This window comes from Capnocytophaga sp. oral taxon 412 str. F0487 (assembly GCF_000271925.1).
GTDB lineage: Bacteria > Bacteroidota > Bacteroidia > Flavobacteriales > Flavobacteriaceae > Capnocytophaga > Capnocytophaga ochracea.
Genome location: NZ_AJZR01000035.1, coordinates 11,062 through 29,864, shown reverse-complemented (window position 1 = coordinate 29,864; position 18,803 = coordinate 11,062). Strand labels below are relative to the sequence as shown.

Annotated in this window: 10 protein-coding genes; all 10 read right to left on the bottom strand. The window is 43.2% G+C overall.

Features of this window, described 5'->3' with window-relative positions; all coding sequences use genetic code 11:
• Positions 1-159: 159 nt before the first annotated feature.
• Entirely contained in the window at positions 160-3,219 is a 3,060-nt protein-coding gene (locus HMPREF1321_RS06255) for a glycoside hydrolase family 2 TIM barrel-domain containing protein (RefSeq protein WP_009421837.1), read from the bottom strand.
• A gap of 24 nt (positions 3,220-3,243) precedes the next feature.
• Positions 3,244-5,556 (bottom strand): beta-glucosidase BglX, encoded by a 2,313-nt coding sequence (gene bglX / locus HMPREF1321_RS06250; protein WP_009421844.1) that lies wholly within the window; start codon positions 5,554-5,556, stop codon positions 3,244-3,246.
• Positions 5,557-5,703: 147 nt separating this feature from the next.
• The gene (locus tag HMPREF1321_RS06245) at positions 5,704-7,116 is read right to left on the bottom strand and encodes a cellulase family glycosylhydrolase (protein WP_009421834.1); all 1,413 of its coding nucleotides are present in this window, start codon (positions 7,114-7,116) and stop codon (positions 5,704-5,706) included.
• A gap of 93 nt (positions 7,117-7,209) precedes the next feature.
• The gene (locus HMPREF1321_RS06240; protein WP_009421842.1) at positions 7,210-7,599 is read right to left on the bottom strand and encodes a hypothetical protein; all 390 of its coding nucleotides are present in this window, start codon (positions 7,597-7,599) and stop codon (positions 7,210-7,212) included.
• 201 nt (positions 7,600-7,800) lie between these two features.
• Complete coding sequence (locus HMPREF1321_RS06235) at positions 7,801-8,289, bottom strand: hypothetical protein (RefSeq protein ID WP_009421836.1); 489 nt, start codon at positions 8,287-8,289, stop codon at positions 7,801-7,803.
• A 942-nt stretch (positions 8,290-9,231) separates the two neighbouring features.
• Positions 9,232-11,688 carry a beta-galactosidase GalA gene (gene galA / locus HMPREF1321_RS06230; protein ID WP_009421839.1) on the bottom strand — a complete coding sequence of 819 codons (2,457 nt, stop codon included), beginning with the start codon at positions 11,686-11,688 and terminating at the stop codon, positions 9,232-9,234.
• Positions 11,689-12,474: a glycoside hydrolase family 16 protein gene (locus tag HMPREF1321_RS06225; RefSeq protein WP_009421833.1), complete on the bottom strand. Its 786-nt coding sequence runs from the start codon at positions 12,472-12,474 to the stop codon at positions 11,689-11,691.
• A 154-nt stretch (positions 12,475-12,628) separates the two neighbouring features.
• Positions 12,629-14,185, bottom strand: a complete 1,557-nt coding sequence (locus HMPREF1321_RS06220; protein ID WP_009421838.1) for a DUF1735 domain-containing protein — start codon at positions 14,183-14,185, stop codon at positions 12,629-12,631.
• Positions 14,186-14,325: 140 nt separating this feature from the next.
• Positions 14,326-16,026, bottom strand: a complete 1,701-nt coding sequence (locus tag HMPREF1321_RS06215; RefSeq protein WP_034575798.1) for a RagB/SusD family nutrient uptake outer membrane protein — start codon at positions 16,024-16,026, stop codon at positions 14,326-14,328.
• Between the two features lie 4 nt (positions 16,027-16,030).
• Positions 16,031-18,784 (bottom strand): SusC/RagA family TonB-linked outer membrane protein, encoded by a 2,754-nt coding sequence (locus HMPREF1321_RS06210; protein WP_009421852.1) that lies wholly within the window; start codon positions 18,782-18,784, stop codon positions 16,031-16,033.
• Positions 18,785-18,803 lie beyond the last annotated feature (19 nt).

The following is an 18,803-nucleotide window of genomic DNA, read 5'->3' as shown; positions in this document are numbered from 1 at the left end:
CTTTGCCAAAGTTTCAAACTTTGGCAAAGTTAATGTTCCAAAAAGTTACTCCACGGGGTAAAGCCTTGATTTGAATAATTAACCGTCGTGCTACGACTGCCTGTATAACTGGCACCTCCTCATTTTCTCATTTCCCCATTTTCAAATTTCAAAATTTTCTCATTTCCCCCCTACCTGAATGCTAAATTCGTAATGATAATACGGTTGGTTGAGCAAAAATTCTTTATGTACGCGTGGCGACCAACTGTCGTCACCTCCTACACCCATTTGAGCCTCATCGATGTGCAAATAAGTGTGGTCTCCACGGCGCAGTTCTTGGGTTTCTTTGGATTGGTTCAGCGCGTCGTCTGAATAGTCTTGCACGTTGAAATTAAAGAGTTTAGGAGCACTGATATACAGTTCGGTAGTACCCGAAAGGAGTTTGAGCCAACGGGTATCGGTATGGTTGCCGTTTTCAGAAGGCATTACATAAGGGAAGTGCATATCCTTTACTGCACCGCTGTGAATACCCACAAAAGCCGATTCTTTTCTATCGGCATAAGTTTCATAAGGACCTTTGCCGTACCATTCCACTTTGTTAAAACTCTTGTCGAGCGTTAGGAGCATTCCCACTCTTGCCAAAGGAGGCATAGAGGCAGGTACTTCCACATTTGTGCTGATATCTATACGTCCGTCTCCATTGATGAGGTAAGTTACTTGTTGGCTGATATTGCCCGCTTTGGTTTCAATGCGGTTGTGTGTTACTATCTTCACTTGGGTTTCCCATATTTGCGTAGCTTTCATTTCGGTAGCTGTTACCGCAGCTTCTTTTAATCCCGCTTTGCGCCAAGCTGAGGCATAAGAGTGTTCAAAACCACCTTCATCGTTATCGGTAGGCACACGCCAAAAAGAGGGCACCATCGCTTCTGAAAGTAGGTTTTTCCCTTTATGCGTAAATTGACTTAAACCGCCCGTTTTTTTGCTGAATACGACTGTAAAATCGTCGCCTTTTACGGTGAAGTTTGTCGCTTCGTCAGTAAAGGTTAGTTTTTTATCGGAAGGCTTGGTGAGTTCTCTCTCAACACGGTTAGGAAAGGCGAGTTGTTCTTTGGCTACTTCAAAATCTTTTGAAGCCCAAGCAGTAGCTTTTTTATTCTTAAAACGGAAGTTCATAAAGTATTCCTTGCCGTTTTGTACTAATTTTGTTTTGAAAGGTATTTGTAGGGCTCTTTGGCTTTGTGGGGCTATGTTCAAATCGTTGATTACCCCATTGGCGATAGGCTTACCATTCTCGATAAGTTCCCATTGCAAATACACCTCGTCGCTATTTACAAAGTAGTTGCTATTGCTGATGAGCACCAAACCTGTGTTGATATCAATATCTTTTATATTGAAATACTGATATACCTTTTTCAGTTCGTGCATTTCGGGTTGAGGAACGCCAGTGGCATTTACCAATCCGTCGTTCACATTCGCCTTGTCGATATGATTGATGATGTTCCAATACTCTTTGCCGTTCTTATCTTTGCAACGCAACGCTTGATCTTTCCAGTCCCACGTAAAACCCCCTTGGTAGCGCTCATTGGTAGCAAAAAGCTCCCAATACTTGCGGAAGTTGCCTAAGCTGTTCCCCATAGAATGGGCGTATTCGCAGATAATCACAGGACGTTTAGGGTCTTCGGTAAAGAGATTGTTTAGGTGGTTGAGCTCGGTGTACATATTAGAGATGATATCGTAATGCGAGAGCACGCCTGCATAAGCAGGATTTTTAGATTCGTAGTGTACGGGGCGCTTTTGAGGGTCGAGAGCTTTTATAGCCTCGTAAGCCGCATCAAAGTTCTTGCCCCAACCCGATTCATTCCCCATCGACCAATAGATGATACAAGGGTGGTTCTTGTCGCGAGCAACCATATTCACATTGCGCTCCACGATATCTTTTTGCCACTCAGGGCGTTCGCCTATATAGTAGCCACTCTCCCACAATCCGTGGCTCTCGATATTAGCTTCGTCTACCACATATAATCCATATTCGTCGCAGAGGGCATACCACTCAGGCTGATTGGGGTAGTGAGAGGTGCGCACCGCATTGATGTTATGCGTTTTCATCAGGATAATATCGTCAATCATCGATTGGCGGGTGATGGTGCGACCATTATAAGGGTCGAACTCGTGACGGTTCACTCCTTTAAACTTCACAGGTTTGCCATTCACGAGGAGTAATCCGTTTGTTAGTTCAACTTTCCTGAACCCTACATTTTGAGTAAACGATTGTAACACTTTGCCTTTGGCGGTGAGCAAACTGAGTTCCACTTTGTAGAGGTTAGGGGTTTCGGCAGTCCATTTCAACGGATTTTTTACGGCTATTTGGGAGCTAACGGTAGCTTCTTTTCCCGCAGCAATATCCGCAATAGAGGCTTTTTCAGTGCCTATCACATTGCCTTTACTGTCTTTAAGGGTGGTTTGTACCACAAGGGCATCGCTTACTTTTTCGCCTAAATTCTGTACCTCTACTTGCACCTGCAAGGTAGCATCGCGGTATTGCGCATCGAGCTGAGGATATACTGTAAAGTCACGTATACGCAACTCGGGGGTAGCAAAGAGGTATACATCGCGATAAATACCACTGAGTCGCCAAAAATCTTGGTCTTCTATATAACTGCCGTCCGACCAGTTCAAGACTTTTACATATAGCTCGTTTTTGCCTTTTTTGAGGTAAGGAGTGATGTTGAACTCGGCAGGCAACATTGCATCTTCGTGATAGCCCACTTGCTTGCCATTGATGAACAACTCCATCGCCGATTGCACTCCCGCAAAGTGAATGAACACTTGTTCGCCTTTCCATTTGCTGGGCAAAGAGAATTGCGTTCTATACACTCCCGTAGGGTTGTAGTCCTTAGGGGTGTAAGGAGGGTTCATCTCAAACGGATATTTGATATTGGTAAAAACAGGAGGGTCATATCGGTTGCTTTGCAGTTGCCAATTTGAAGGCACTTTTATAGCGTCCCATTGGGTAATGCCTTTGCCCAAAAAGAAATCGGCAGGCACTTGTGAAGGGTGCTTGAAGTAGGCAAACTGCCAATTGCCATTGAGGAGTATTTTCCCAGCCGGCTCATAGTGGCTATGGCTTTTTTCGGTGTTGATACTGCTTACTGCTAAGTTTTCCCAATTGTGGGTTTGCGCTATGCTGAGGCTACTCGCCAAGGCAAAAATGAATAAGAATAGGGTATGTTGTATTCTCATAATCGTTTATTATTTTATGGTTTGTTATTCTTCTATTGTAAAATGTTGTTCGTTATTATTATCGGCAGAATGTAAGCCCACCCACAGCAAGCACTCGCTAGGCTCAGTGTCTTTTTTTCCATTGATACCGTAAAAGGCAAGAGCTTCGGAAGGCAGTTCAAAACGGACTTGTTTGCTTTCACCTGCTTTGAGAGATATTTTTTGAAACCCTTTCAATTCCTTTACGGGGCGACTAACACTTGCTACTAACTGTCGGGTATAGAGTTGTACCACTATTTCGCCCTCGGTTGTTCCTGTATTCTGCACAGAGGCATTTACTATAATGCTATCGTTATAACGTTTCAAACTTTTTTTATTCAGATGCACATTACTAATAGCAAAGGTAGTATAGCTGAGTCCATACCCAAAAGGATAAAGAGGCGTAATGGAACTATCCAAATATCCTGCGTTGTAATGAGGGCGGTGGTCTACTTCTTCATTGTTTGTATGTACAGGTCGCCCTGTGCTCTTGTAGTTGTAGTAAATAGGAATTTGCCCTACACTGCGCGGGAAAGACATCGTTAAGTGTCCCGAAGGATTCACATCGCCTGCTATCACATCGGCAATGCCATAGCCTCCTTGCGTACCAGGAAACCACGCTTGCAAAATAGCTTGTACATTCTCGTTTTCCCAAGAAAGGTCGAGCGGTCGTCCGCTAAAAGTAATGATAGCTATAGGCTTGTTTATGGTTTTTAGTGCTTCGAGCAATTGGCGTTGTGCTTGAGGCAAACGAATGTCGGTGCGCACCGCCGATTCTCCTGACCAGCTACTTTGTTCACCTACGGCTACTAATACCCTATCGGCTTTGCGAGCCATAGCAACCGCTTCTTTGAGTTGTTCTGTTGAAATAGTTGTAAAACCACAGCCTTCGGCATAGAGAAGTTTTACGTTTGTAGCCTTGTATTTCTCGGTAAGCCCTGTGAGTAAACTCACGCTTTGTTTGCCGTCGCCTAAGCACGTCCAACTGCCGTTAATATCACTTGTGTTGTTCATCATAGGGCCTATTACAGCAATCGTTTTACCGCTATCTTTTTTGATGGGTAACACTTCAGCTTCATTTTTCAAGAGTACTACTGAGGAAGCAACAGCTTGTCGCGCTACTTTCAGATATTTCTCAGTAAAAGTATTTTCTTTGGCACGGGTTTCATCTAAGTATCGGTAGGGGTCATCAAAAAGCCCTAAAAGGAACTTTATTTCCAATATATGCCTTACTGCTTTATCAATTTGAGCTTCGGTTACTTTGCCTTCTTTCACTAAGGCACTAAGGTATTTAATAAAGGTTGCCCCGTTCATATCCATTTCTATTCCTGCATTGGCTGAGAGGTTTGCCGCTTGTTTATCATCTTTGGCTACCCCGTGTCGTACCAACTCGTTAATACCTGTGTAATCACTCACTAACAAGCCGTTAAAGCCCCATTCTTTGCGGAGCACCTCAGTAAGCAACCACTTGTCGGCGGTGGCAGGCACTCCGTTTATCTCGTTCAAAGAAGCCATTATACTGCCCACCCTTGCGTTTAGGGTCGCCTCATAAGGAGGTAAATATACATTGCGCAAGGTGTGCATAGAGAGTTCAGCTGTATTATAGTCCTTGCCTGATTCAGCAGCTCCATAGCCGGCAAAGTGTTTACCACAAGCTAAAAGCGTGTGAGGGCTACTCAACATTTGCCAATTGTCACCTCCTTGAAATCCTTTTACGCGCGCTTCGGCGATGAGGCTTCCTAAATAAGGGTCTTCGCCTGCGCCTTCCATTGCGCGTCCCCAACGAGCATCGCGGGTAATATCTACCATAGGGGCAAACGTCCAGTTGATACCATCGGCACTAGCTTCACGGGCAGCGAGTTCAGCTGTTTTGCGCATCAATGTCAAATCCCACGAGCAAGACTCAGCTAACGGAATGGGAAAGATAGTTTTATAGCCGTGTATCACATCTTGACCAAAGAGGATAGGAATACCCAAACGCGTTTGTTCTACCGCTATTTTTTGCAAATTTCGTATACCTGCAACCGAAGTAGCGTTAAAAATACTTCCTACCAAGCCTTTTTCGAGGTAAGGTTGGTACTTATCAGCCATTACAGGGCCTGTAACCGACCAATCGGCTGAGAATTGCGTCATTTGTCCGATTTTTTCTTCAAGAGTCATCAAACGCAGTACCGAATCTACACGCTGTTCTATGTGTTTATCGCCACTGAAACTCTTTTGGGTGAGTTTTTCATTATCAGATTTTAAGATAGCGGGTGTTGCGCAACCTATCATAAGTAACGAAATAAGCGTTTTAAAGATGTGTTTGCTATATCTCATAGATACATTAACGTTTTTATAAAAAACACCTTCCTGCCTGTACCCTTCCCTTAAAATGAGAATTACATATTGCTTTGTTTTTATAATTTTGCCCTTTGCTCATCTATCAGGGCAGTAAGAAAACTAAGGAAAGAAGACAGGAAGATGCTATGGGTTTTCTAATACCACTACTATCGAACGCTTGAAGGCTGGAATCAATGCCTTTCCGTCATACATAGGCATATGTCGTTCCCATTTATCCGTCCAAGGGTCGTAAACACTGTAATGAGTATATTTTATATTTATAAAGTTGAGTGGTATTTCGAAATCTCGTTTCATTTGGGCAGGACGCCCCTCACGCAACTCTGTTTTCCAATTGTTAGCGAGGTCTCTGCACCACAATATCGTTTTTGTCTTGCCTTTTAGTCCGTAACAGGCTACGGTATTTCTTTTGAAATAGAAGGGTTGCATCGCTTCTTTCACGGGGTCAATTCCTTCAATAGCGTTTTTGAAACGCCCAAAGTGATACCACAGTTGGTTAGGCTCGATATAATGATCCCAATGCCAAGTATTGCCCGAACCTGCACTACCTCCAAAGAAAGGGGCAAAGATAAAATCGTGTAACAAAACGCCCTCTGTGTCTTTCGGATAAAGCGACGAAGGTCCTGCGTGGTTGGGGTTTACAGCTCCTATCTCATTGATGATAACAGGCTTGGGGTCGTTTTTGGTAAATGTCAAGCCCATAGCTACGGCATCGGTTGCTAAAGCACTCACAGCTCCTTTTACTATGGGGTATTGATGCCACTTGTCGCCCTCGTCCAAATAACGGTGAATGCTCAAAAACTCGTTGTCAGGTATTACTGCTAACTTCTTGTAGTAGTCGTCCATATAAGAGGCGTGCATGCTGCCTAAGGTTTGGGTAACCAACTGATTAGGGCATAACTTTTTCACCTTACCGAGCATCTCTTTGGTAAAAGGTAGCCACTCTGCTTCGGGTACAGCTGAATCCATTTCGTTCCACAACTCCCACCCATATACATACGGGTGGTTTTGGCATTTTTTAGCAATCGCTCTGAGGCGTTTTAAGTAGGACTTTTTGCCTTTTTTGCTACTTACATACTCGCTTACATTCTTGAACTTGGTAGCTAGTGAATAGCTGTTACACCAAGAAGCCTCAGGTGAGACGTTATTAGAGATAGTACGCAGGTGATGCAGGGTGAATTTAAGGTAAATATGATACTTTTCGGCGAGTTGTAGCAACTGTTCTATACGCGCTAACTTCTCGGGATTGTACTTGCCTTCTTTTTGGTCTTCTATTTCTAAGAACTCAGTGCTTATCCAGATGCGCATTGCATTTCCGCCATTCTCGGCAAAGTGTTTAAAGTACTTTTCTACCTCTTCAAAATTATGCGATGGTAGATAATTGGTGCTAATAGGAATCCACGTCGCACCATTTTTTTCAAAATAGCGCGGGTGGGTTTTGCTTACCGTTATATTTGCTTGTGCCAAACATAGCAGACTGCTTAGGCAAAGCATTAAAAACAAAGCACTTCTTAGTGTTTTATGTAGGGTTATGTTCATTTTAAATCAAGTAATAGGTAACAAGTTTTAAAAACGTTTTTGTTTTCATATGTAATAGTCTTTTTTATTACTTATTGTTTTATGAGAGTCGTTTTATAACACTTCTATTTTAGTTAAAGTGATATGATTATAACTATAAATTGCTGGGTGAATCCATTTTTTACAAAGAGTTTTTACCTCTCCTTGAATTTTTACTTTTATAGTAGTGCCCTCTTCCTTATATTTTAAATCTCTTATTTTTTGAGGTAAAATATCCTCATTGCAAACTATAAAAAAATGAAATCCCTTGCCTATCCAAAATGTGTTAGGATAATAAGTATTTTGATTGTTTGCATAACTTATTTCTTCTTCAAGAGATTCTTTAATAGTCCAAACAGTAGGACTATTGCACTCACAATCTTCTTGTGGAGAAGTCTCTTTTTTTGAGCAACCGCACCCCACTATTGCCAATAACAGTAGTGCTAAAAACGTTTTTGTTTTCATAATGCTTTATTTTTATAAGTCGTGTTTTTATTTGTCTTACGAAATTCAATCGTACAGAAAGCAGGCAGGTTCTTCGGATGAGCCTCTCAGAGTCCCTCCAACAAACCTGCTAATAATCCCGTGTGACTCACACCCTCATTTGCTCATTTCCAAATTTCCTAATTCTCTAATTTTCCCACCTGTCTTGCTACGACCTCGTGCCTAAATATCTTTGTTCACTTCAAGAGGCAACACTTCTACGGTTACAGTAGCGTTTTCAGGTAGTTTTTGTACTACCGCACCGTAGTATAACACTACTGGTTCAAATAGTCCAAGTAAGTCGAGGTCTACTGTAAGCACGTAGCTATTATTGTTTTTCTTGCTAAACCTACATTTCGCCTGTGCCATTTCAGAAAGCCCTTTTCTTCCTATGATAAGAGTCTGAGTACCGAAATCAATATCCTTAAATTCCTTTATAGTACTGAGGTCAGTATTAGGAAAGAGCGCTTGTAGGGCTTCTTTATTTTGCACAACTCGGTAACCATCTTGGGTAAGGGCAAAATTCACAAAACTATGCTCAGGAGTATTTGCTACAGTCGCAAAACTCTTAACCATTACAGCCTCAGGAAATGTTGTTTCCTCTTCTGTTTTAGAACAACCACAAGCTGTTATCACCAATAACAACATTGCTAAAAATGCTTTTGTCTTCATATATAATTGTTTTTAAGATTACTTACTGTTCATTTCAATTCCTACACCAAAGCATTTTCTATTATAAAAATACTCTTTGGCAGAAAGTCTTCTTTCGGGATTATCGGCAACAACCGAGTATGTATATAAGGAGATGTTTTCACCACATTACCTTCATCTTTCCCATCACTACATTCCCCCTTTTTCGTTATACTCCCCCTAGTGCCTATGACCTAAGTCCTAGAACCTCCCACTCCATTTGCTAATTTTCAAATTTTCTAATCCCAACCTGCCTATTCTCTTTCCGTCGCTATATCCCCCTCTCTTTGGGAGAGGGTCGGGGTGAGGATTCTCTTTCTTTCGTCTCGAAACCTCGTTTTTACCATTTTTTGCATCGCTGTATCATACTATGAGTCAACTACGTATACAACCTTTCTATACCAATCGTCCAAGATTCGTATAAGCTTCCTATAAGCTCTCTATAAGCTAACCCCACCTTCCTTACACCCTTTTTTCATCAAAACTTCTCCCAGTCCTCTTCCGAAACTCTCCGTTTTCTTCCGCACGACTCAACCCTCCCCCATTTGCTAATTCTCTAATCTGCTAATTTTCTCCGCCCGTCGTGCTACGACTGCCTGTGCGGCTCGCACCTTTGGCAAAGTTAATTCTTTCCGCTGGATTACAAGGCACAGCCTCATTCCTCTAACACAACCTCACTCCCCATTTACCAATTCCCTCATTTTCTCATTCCCTCATTTTCTCATTCCCTCATTTTCTCATTTTCTCATTTTCTCATTTCCTAATTCACACCACAAAGTTATAAAATATTTGTCAATACAGCAATATGCTCTCTCTCTTTTCACTCTAAGTCAGTTTTTCCCTTTATTTATTTTTCGTTCAAGCTTTAACTTACTTTTTACTGACGTACCCAGCTGTGAACCCTCTCTGGCTTTACCTTTTACCTTAATTCATTCTCACCACCGCCTCTTTCAGTCCGTTACTTGTAGCGCGTAGTTGTACCTTTCCGCCTTTTTCACCTGAGCGGATAATCACTTGGCATTTGCCATTGAAAAGTTTGCGCTCTACACGCTCTCCTTCCGCAAAAGTATCTTTCTCGTGCGAACTGGGGTCGCCGTTTCCTACTCCTATAATGCGAGCATCTCCTGTAAGCTGAAACTGTATAAGAGCATCGGCATCGGGTACTTCACGTCCTTTTTTATCTACTACACTCACGTTCACTACTACGGCATCTTGCTTACCGGCTTTCAGTTGTGTTTTATGAGGAGAAAGCACAATCGCAAAGGGTTTTTCGGTAGTAGTTATTTCGGAGGTAATCCGCTTCCCATTCTTAGTGCCTACGGCTTTCAGCGTGCCTTTTACGTAAGGTACTTCCCAATATAAGTGTCCAAAAGCAGGTGTTTTTTGTTTACCGAGCGTCTTTCCGTTCAAGAAAAGTTCCACTTCTTCGGTATTGCTATATACCCACACTTTTACCACAGTGTCTTGGGGCAGATTCAGATTCCAATGAGGGGCTATGTGCAATACAGGCGATTCACTCCAATGGGCTTTGTAGTAGTAATACACGTTCTTAGGGAAACCACACACGTCCATTACCCCAAAATGCGAACTGATATTAGGCCACGCAAAAGGGGTAGGTTCTCCGCGATAGTCGAAGCCCGTCCATACGAAACCGCCCATAAAACGAGAGTCGTTAGCAGTCGTGCTGTACCACTGTTGTGCTTGTGATGCCCAACTCGGGTAACTCTTGTCTTGGTCGAGCAGATAAGCGCGTAGGGTATCAGCTACAAAATGACCACTGTAACCCCCTGCTTTGTCAAGTACGATTTCCGGCAGATACACCCCTCGAGTACCCACGGTGCTGGCTACTTCGGTACCGATGATAGGTTGATTAGGGTGTGTTTTTTCATAGTCGGTAAGTCCATAGAGGTTGTAATTGAAGCCTCGTACGGGTATGGCAGCACTCACGCCTTCATTTTCATTACCTACGTTGGCGCCATAAGTGCTCACGCGTGAAGGGTCTAAATGCCGTTGTAAGCTCACTAATGTACGAGCGATGCGCTCTCCAGTTTCGGTGCTTTGTATTTTTTCTTCTTCATTCCCGATACACCACATAAAAACGCTAGCGTGATTGCGGTCGCGCTTGATAAGGTCTTCAAACTGCTGACGGTATTCTCGTCCGCTGTTTAAGAGTCGGGTTTCGTCCATCACTAATAAACCCAAACTGTCGCAGGCTTGTAACACGGCAGGGCTATGAGGGTGATGGGCAGTGCGGTAGGCATTGGCGCCCATCGCTTTGAGTAACCCGATACGATAATACTGCAATTCATCTAATAGTGCAGTACCTACTCCGGCGTGGTCTTGATGTACGCACACGCCTTTTATTTTCATTTTTTTGTCGTTGAGGTAAAAGCCGTCGGGTTGATAACTAAAAGTGCGTACCCCAAAGCGGGTGTGAATAAGGTCGGTGGTCTTTCCGTTGGAAATGATTTTCGTTGTTAAGGTGTACAGATAGGGGTGCTCAGTGTCCCAAAGCTGGGCATTAGAAATGTTAAGGTTACTCTTTACAGTTACTTTTTCGTTAGGAGCAAAAGTAGTATTTGCAGATTTGTGAGTAGCTATTACTTTCTTTTCACGGTTAAGAATAGTCCATTCCACCTGAAAAGTTTGTGAGCTTGTTTCTCGGTTATGCACAGTGGCTTCGGCGTGCATTTCGGCTTGTTTGCCAATGCTTTTGGTATAGATAAAAACCTCTTCGGGGGAAGAGTGAACAGGGCTGTAAGAGTTCAGCCACACGTGCCGATAGATACCTGCGCCTTCGTAAAACCAACCTTCGTTTTGGGTAGCGTCTACCCTTATGGTAATCACGTTGGGTTTGCCAAAATGCACCAAATCGGTAATATCGTACTTTATTCCTGTATACCCGCTGAGGTGATGCCCTACATAAATGCCATTTACCCAACACCGACTGTCCCTAAAAATACCGTCGAATTGCAGTTCGATGCGTTTGCCTGCTTCGGATTTGCTGAGGTCAAAGGTTTTTCTATACCAACCGATACTGTGCTCGGGGAAGGTACTGCCTAAGGTTTTATACCCGTGTGACCAATCACCTTTTTCACTGAAAGGGAGAGTTACTGCCCAATCGTGAGGGAGGTCTACGGTTTGCCACGCGCTATCGTCGTAGTCTATGCTCGAAAAGTTAATGCCTTTGGAGAGCGTTTTGGAGAAGTCGTTATACACGCGGTAATACAAATCTTTAGTAGGGTCGGTAGCGTGCCCTAAGCTGAATTTCCAACCGTTATCTAACAATATATGCTCCCTAATGGCTTGCCCATAGATGGGGTGAGCAAGCCATAGGAGCATACCGATGAGAAAGGGAAGAAACTTGTATGGATATCTCATTTACTTTTTAGGTACATATTTGTATACCTTTACCCAATCTACTTGTAGTTTGAGTTGTTTGGTGAAAGGTTTGTTAATGTCTTTTTCAGTTTGGAAGCATAAATGGTGAGGTGATTTAGCCATTGCTACGGGATCTTTAAGAGTCCATTCGAGTTTACCGTCGATGTAAATCTTTATGTACTCAGGAGCCCATTCCATTGCCACAATATGCCAATCACTTTTGTTGTAGTGGAAGCTCTTTTGGTACTGTTGATCTTTACCAGATACTGCGTAATGGATATAGGTATTCCAAGCGTTGTCCTCGTGATTTGTTTCATAGATGTCGTTTTCGCCATCGTCAGGCCATTTTTCACTCTCAGGCCAAGTAAGTCCTAAACCGCTAGAAGACTTATGAGGGTCTTCGTCCATACGAATTCTGAACTCAAACTTGCCGTATTTGTAGTTCTTCTTATGAGCTATTCCACCTGTTATAAACATTCCTTCGCGTTTATAATCTCTGTCGATAAGGCAATTCAAGAAGCCGTCTTTCACTTCTATGGCATAAGTACGGCGCGTATTCTCGGGTTTGAGTTTGCCTTCTTTTTCGAGGTACTCATTGTCGTACACTGCCCAATTGTCTGTGTTCAAAGCATTCCCGTCGAAGTTGTCTTGGAAGTCTAACACCCACTCAGTAGGGGTTTCAGGCATAGGGTTGTCTTCAATAGGAGCGTCTCCTCCCGATTTGTCACAGGCAGTAAGACCACACAATAGCATTGTAATAAAACTAAAGGTTGTTGCGTTTTTCATATGTTTTTTATTTAATTAATAATGTTTACTCTTTGGTATTATCAGGGTGTCTGAAAAGTCTTAATTATCTCTTTTGCGTCATTACAGCTCTTTCTCTTGTAATGGGCTTGGGAGACTTTATTATAACTTTTAGATAACCTCAATCACCTTCTTTTTAAGGCGCTTTTTTAATAAAGATATCCGAAAAAGTCAAGTCTTCGTAATTGTTATCCCAGCTACCTATCTTTATCACAAAGTATAGCTTACCACTTTTAGTAGCGGTATAAGTCTTTTCACCTGAAGCTAATTCCGACATCGGTCCGCTTTTAGGCGTTTTGATTTCTCCTGATAGATCAAATACTTTACCATCGTTGAAGTCTTTGCCTTCTTCAGGTTCCCACTGACTTATGTACACTTGTATCCAGCCCCACGCTTTGCCTTTGGCGGTGAGCGTCATATCGTAAGTATAAGTTTCTCCTCCAGTTACTTCAATAGGTTGATAGATCACGTGGTTGAACTTCTTGCCTTCGGTACCTGAGGTGTAATGAATATTACCGTCGGTAATGGTGATATCGGCTTTTTCTGAAAGACCTCCATTGATGCCTTGTAACAGTATTTTCCAAGCGTCTTTCTTGATGCTGGTTTCTACAGCAGGTTTAGGAGGCTTAGGACTGTTATCTTTCTTGAATACGATATCAGAGAGGGCTAAATCCTCAAAGTTGTTGTCCCAGCTACCTATCTTTATTACAAAGTATAGCGTACCGGTTTTACCAGCGGTATAGGTTTTTTGGTCTTGGATAGCTGAAAGTTCGGCAAATGAACCACTCATAGGAGAGGTGATGTTGTTTTGGAGCTCTAATACCTTGCCATCGCCGAAGTCTTTGCCTTCTTCAGGTTCGTGTTCACTCACATACGCTTGTATCCAACCCCACGCTTGCCCTTTGATTTCCACGTGCATATCGTAAGTGTAAGTCTGTCCTTTTTCTACGTTTACGGGTTGGTAAATCACGTGGTTGAACTTACCACCCACTTTACCAGATGAGTATTGGATATTTCCATCTACGATATTAATCTTAGCATCGGTTGTAATTTTTCCGTCTATACTTTGTTTTAGAATCTTCCAAGCGTCTTTTTTAATCATATTTTCCACAGGAGGCTTAGGAGGTTCAGGTGGAGTAGGCAAGAACTTCGCCCCGTCAATCACAACAATAGTAGTCGCTTTGTTTTGGAGGATTCTCTCATTGCCATAAATGCTTACTGCCAAAGCAATGCGATTCTTGTAGTAATCGGGGTGGTCGGTAAGGAGCTTTTGCACATCTATGTCCAAGTAAAACGATTCTTCACTTTTACCAGAGGCAACGCTTACGCTTTCAGGCAAAGTGTAAGAGCCTTCGGGCAGTACTACAGCAGGTTTTTTCTCGTCGTTTTTGTACTTTTCTACATAAGTGTTAGTGGCTTGTGCGTCTACTTTTACTTTTACAGCAAATCCATCGGTAGAGAGACCTGAATTTTTCACGCCGAGCACTATTTTCAATTTCTTGGTAGTCTCGTCAAATGTGTAGTTCTCGGAGTTTCCGCCGAAAGGTACATTGTATTCATTACCTCCGTTGTTCAAGGAGGCTTGTGGCATATAGATATTGTTTATACCAGGGTCTTCAAACACATCGTCTTTTTTACAAGCGATGAAGGCTACGAATAGGAGTAGCAATAATGTAATGTTTTTTGTTTTCATATATAAGAGTTTGTCCTCACCCCCTCCCCTTGGGGGAGGGGGAGGGAATCCGCAAAAGCAATGAGGTTTGTTATTCAGTTATTTTTTTTCAAGAAACGGTGCACAGTGTAGCGACGTCATTCGTCATTCGTCACTCGTCACTACCAACCTGGGTTTTGTTTTACAATTCCGTTAGATTTATTGATTTCGCTATGAGGAATAGGGTAGAAGTACATCTTTTCGGTAAAAGTGCGCTTTTCTACTTCTTTTACTTGATAGCTGAAATTATTGCCGTTTTTGGTAGCTTGTACTCCCGTAAGTGGCTGATTGAGCACGGTAGCAGCCTCTTTCCAGCGGCGCAAATCCCAATAGCGGTGTTCTTCAAAAGCGAGTTCTATACGGCGTTCGTGTTTTACTTTCTCTCTGAACTCCTCTTTTGATGCCGTAGTAATCGCAGGCATTTCCACACCCGTTCTGCCTCTCACCAAATTGATAGCCTCTTTGGCAGTGAGAGCATAACCATTGTTGGCATCAGGTCCGTAGGCTTCGTTCATCGCCTCGGCATAGTTGAGGTAAATTTCAGCCAAGCGGAAAACTACCCAAGATCGGAGTCTTTTCTCATCTTGCACTAAATCGAGGTTGTCATTCAAAAACTTTTTGAGGTAGTAGCCCGTGCGTGAAGCGTTTTTGGCGTTGTAGTTGTCAGCACCACCTGCGTATATTTCCATTGTGCGTCCGTTCCATTGACTGTTGTTGGTTACTATCGTATAGCCGAGTCGGGGGTCGCGATTGGCGTATATATCATTAGGGTCGGGGGTGCCTTTGTACTCATAAGCACTCACTAAATTATGCGAAGGCGTGATGCCGCTGTTACCTCCTGCCGTGCCAATGGGGTAGTTTTTCCTTTCCAAATCATTGGTGGCGCTTTGGCGAATCACAAAAATGGTTTCAGAGCTTTTGGCACTTCTGTCGCCGAGGAACAAATCGCGGTAGCTATTGTCGAGGCTGTAGAGATTTAAGCTGAGGAGCTCATTGGCAGCACTAGCAGCTGCTCTCCACTTGTTCACATCGTTAGTGGGGTTGTACAACGGACTTGCCGCATAAAGCAACACTCTGGATTTGAGGGCTAAGGCAGCACCTTTGGTAATACGCCCGTCTAAGCCAATATCAAAATCTCTTCCCCAATTGGTAATCAAGCTATCTTTGGAAGCATCGATTTCACTCACAATATAGTTCACTACCTCGTCCACTGTGTTGCGAGGCAAAAGCGTGTTACTATCGGCGGAAAGACTTGTTTTTACAAGAGGCACCCCTCCGTAGCGTTTCAGTAGTTCGAAATAGAAATAAGCTCGCAACACACGGTTTTCAAAGCGCAAAGCCCTTATGCTCTTCACATCGCGATTGTAGTTGTTGATGTCGTTTTGAGTGATAAGGTTGCGGTTCTGCTTTAAGAAAGAAGCATAGTTAGGGAATTTTTCCAAGAAATAAGTAGCCGCTTGTATGCCTTCGTAGTTGTAAGCATACGTATTATCGGGGTTGTTGGTGCTATTCCAGCTTCCTTCGTTAAAAACTTGAGTGTTTGAAGGCGAAAGCGTATATTCAGCCTCGTCGCTCACTGCCGCAAACAGATTGCCATCGATGGCATTAAAGCGGTTTTGCAAACGCGTATAGGCAGCATAACCAAAGTCGTACAACACTTGGTAATTGGTTTTTATCTGCTCGTCGGTATCGTAAATATCTTCTTTGGTGTCTAACACATTACACCCGATGAGTGCACTCATCAGCGCAATGCAGCTCACTACAAAGATTGTTCTGCTCGGTTTATTACTCTTTAACATAGCGATATATTTTCGGTAGTTCATTTGTTTAAAACTTTAAAGACACACCCATAGTAACCGATTTGAGGGCAGGGTAACCCGATAGTACTTCGGGGTCTAAGTCGTAATCGGTAAGCAGTGATGAGAAAGTAAACGGATTGGTGGCATTCACGTAAATGCGCAATTTGCTAACGCCTATCTCGTCGAGCATTCGTTTAGGAATGCTGTAACCTAACTCTATGTAGCGAACTCTTAGGTAATTAGCTTTCTTTATCCACAAGGAGGAAGGCTGGGTGTTATTGTTATTGCTCAATAACGACAAACGAGGGTACTGGGCACTGCTACGGGTATCGATGCCTTGTGCAGGATAGTAAGCCCAGCGGTTTTTGGCGATAGCATACACATTGCCGTTGTTCTCGAAAGCAACTGTTTTTTGGCGTGCATCGTCCAATAAATTCACTTCTCTGCCTTGTACTCCTTGCACAAGCACGCCAAGGTCAAACCCTTCATAACCAAGGTTGAGCGTACCAGCATACGTGAGTGTAGGGAGGTAACTTTTGCCTATTTCGGTTTTATCGACAGGGTCTATACGGTTGTCGCCATTTAGGTCGCGGTATTTCACATCACCAGGGGCAACGTTTCCAAAGGAAGGTTTAGGGAGTGAAGGTAGCAGGTTGCCATTGCTGTCAAAATCGTTTATGTCGTAAAATCCAGCAGCTTCATAGCCAAAGCGCGTGCCGATAGGTCTGCCTGTTTGAGCTGATCTCTCGCTAGTAGCATCGTACTCAGCCATATAGTCTATTTTGTTTTTAGCATACGAAGCATTAGCGCCTATACTATAAGTGAGTTTTCCTGCTGCATTGCTGTAAAGTGTACTCACTTCAAAACCTCGGTTAGTTACCTTTCCTATATTTTTATAGGGAGGGGTAGCCCCAAAAACACTTGAAATACTGTAATCAGGGGTGATAATACCTTCGTGTTTGTTGAGGAAAGCCTCTATCATCACATCCCATTTGTTGAAGAATTTAGCTTCCACGCCTATGTTGTACTTATAGGCTTTTTCGGCAAATATATGCTCATTAGGCACGTATTTTAGTCCGATAGCACTATGCCACGACGGGTCATCGTTTCCTGTGGCAAAACCGCCTCCTCCGTAAGAACCGTAATAGCGTTCGTATAAGTAGCGACCTTCGTTGTACACATCGTTACCGGTACTACCTACCGAAGCGCGCAATTTTAACCGATTGATATTGGCATTCGCCGAAGGGTGTTGCTCATTGAAAACCTGATAGGCTGCTGAAAGGGCGTGATAAAAACCAAACCGATTGCCTTTCTTGTAGTTATCCGAGCCACCGAAGGCAAAACCAAATTCAGCCGATACGCGTTTGTTCCAATCGTAGAACACACGTCCGCCGATGTTCTGATAGGCGTAGTTGTTGTTCAAACCCGCTTTTCCGTTGAGATTATCGTCTATATTATAAACGTATTGAAGGTAATTTACCGCTGTTTGGAAAGTGTTTTGTCCAAACTCACGGGCATAACCTGCACCCAACAGAAACTGCAAACGGTTCCATTGGTTGGTACCCCAGTCGTCGTCTACTTTGTAGTTGCTATCGCGATGAGTGGTTTGTGCTGCCCCATTGAACATACGAGTGTAATCTCTACTTACAATGCGTGTGCCTCGTGTCCACGAACTGAGCGATACGCCTTGTTGTATGTATAAACCAGGGGTGATGAAGTCTAATTTCTCTTTTAGGTTGAAATTAGCCCCTAAAGTGCGGTCGTGTAGGGTTTTGATACCTAAGGCTCGGATAGAAGCGTAAGGGTTATCGGGGTGGATAGCTGTACCAGGGAACGACCCATTGGGGTTTTGCGCCGGATAAATGATATTAGGGTAGCTCGCCAAGTTTTGCCAGAGCTTATACTCGTTGTAATTAGGCGATTTACGGTCTTCTATACGCCCGTTGATATTTACATTTCCTTCAAATATTTTGAGCATACTGAAGTCTAAATTTGCCTTTACGAGATATTGGTCGAATCTTCCGCTGGAATGCGAATCGTCGTTCTTAGAGGCGTACAAACCACTGTTGCCAGCGTGCCCTAATAGCACAAAATACTTGGTAGTAGCCGAGCCTCCGCGTATGCTCACATCTTGTCTATCAAACAAAGCCGACTTTTTGAGCACTTTGTCGTACCAATCGGTGTTGTATTTCACATCGTTAGGGATATTGTAAAAGCTCGTCCAAGCACCTGCATCGTTGCTGTAAGCCTCGTTGTATAGCTGGGCATACTCGGTAGCCGATAGCGGTTTGCTCAGTACCGTAGGCATTTGTACGCCCGTTTGGAAATCTACCCCTACCACGGGTTTGCCTTCTGCACCGCGTTTGGTGGTAATCCACACGATGCCGTGCGCTCCTTTCATACCAAATGGCGCTAAAGCAGCCGCATCTTTCAAAACCGTAATCGACTCGATTTCGGAAGGTGATAGCAGTATAAAATCACTTTGGTAACCATCGATAAAATAGGTAACCGAAGGGTAGTTGTAAGAACCCAACCCGCGGATATTTAGGCTGGCATTGTCCATTCCTCCGCCTTGCAATACAGTGAGCCCAGGTAGCACCCCAAACAAACTGTTGGTAAAGTTAGTTGTGGGCATTTTTAAGAGTTGTTCTCCTTTTACAGATGAGGTAGAAAGCGTAGACAATTCTTCGGGTACGTTCAGAGGGCTTTGTGCCTGCACAGCACCTGCCCAAAGCATACAGCCCACAAGGCTACAAAATAATATGTTATGTTTATATTTCATTTCAGTTGTTTTATTAATT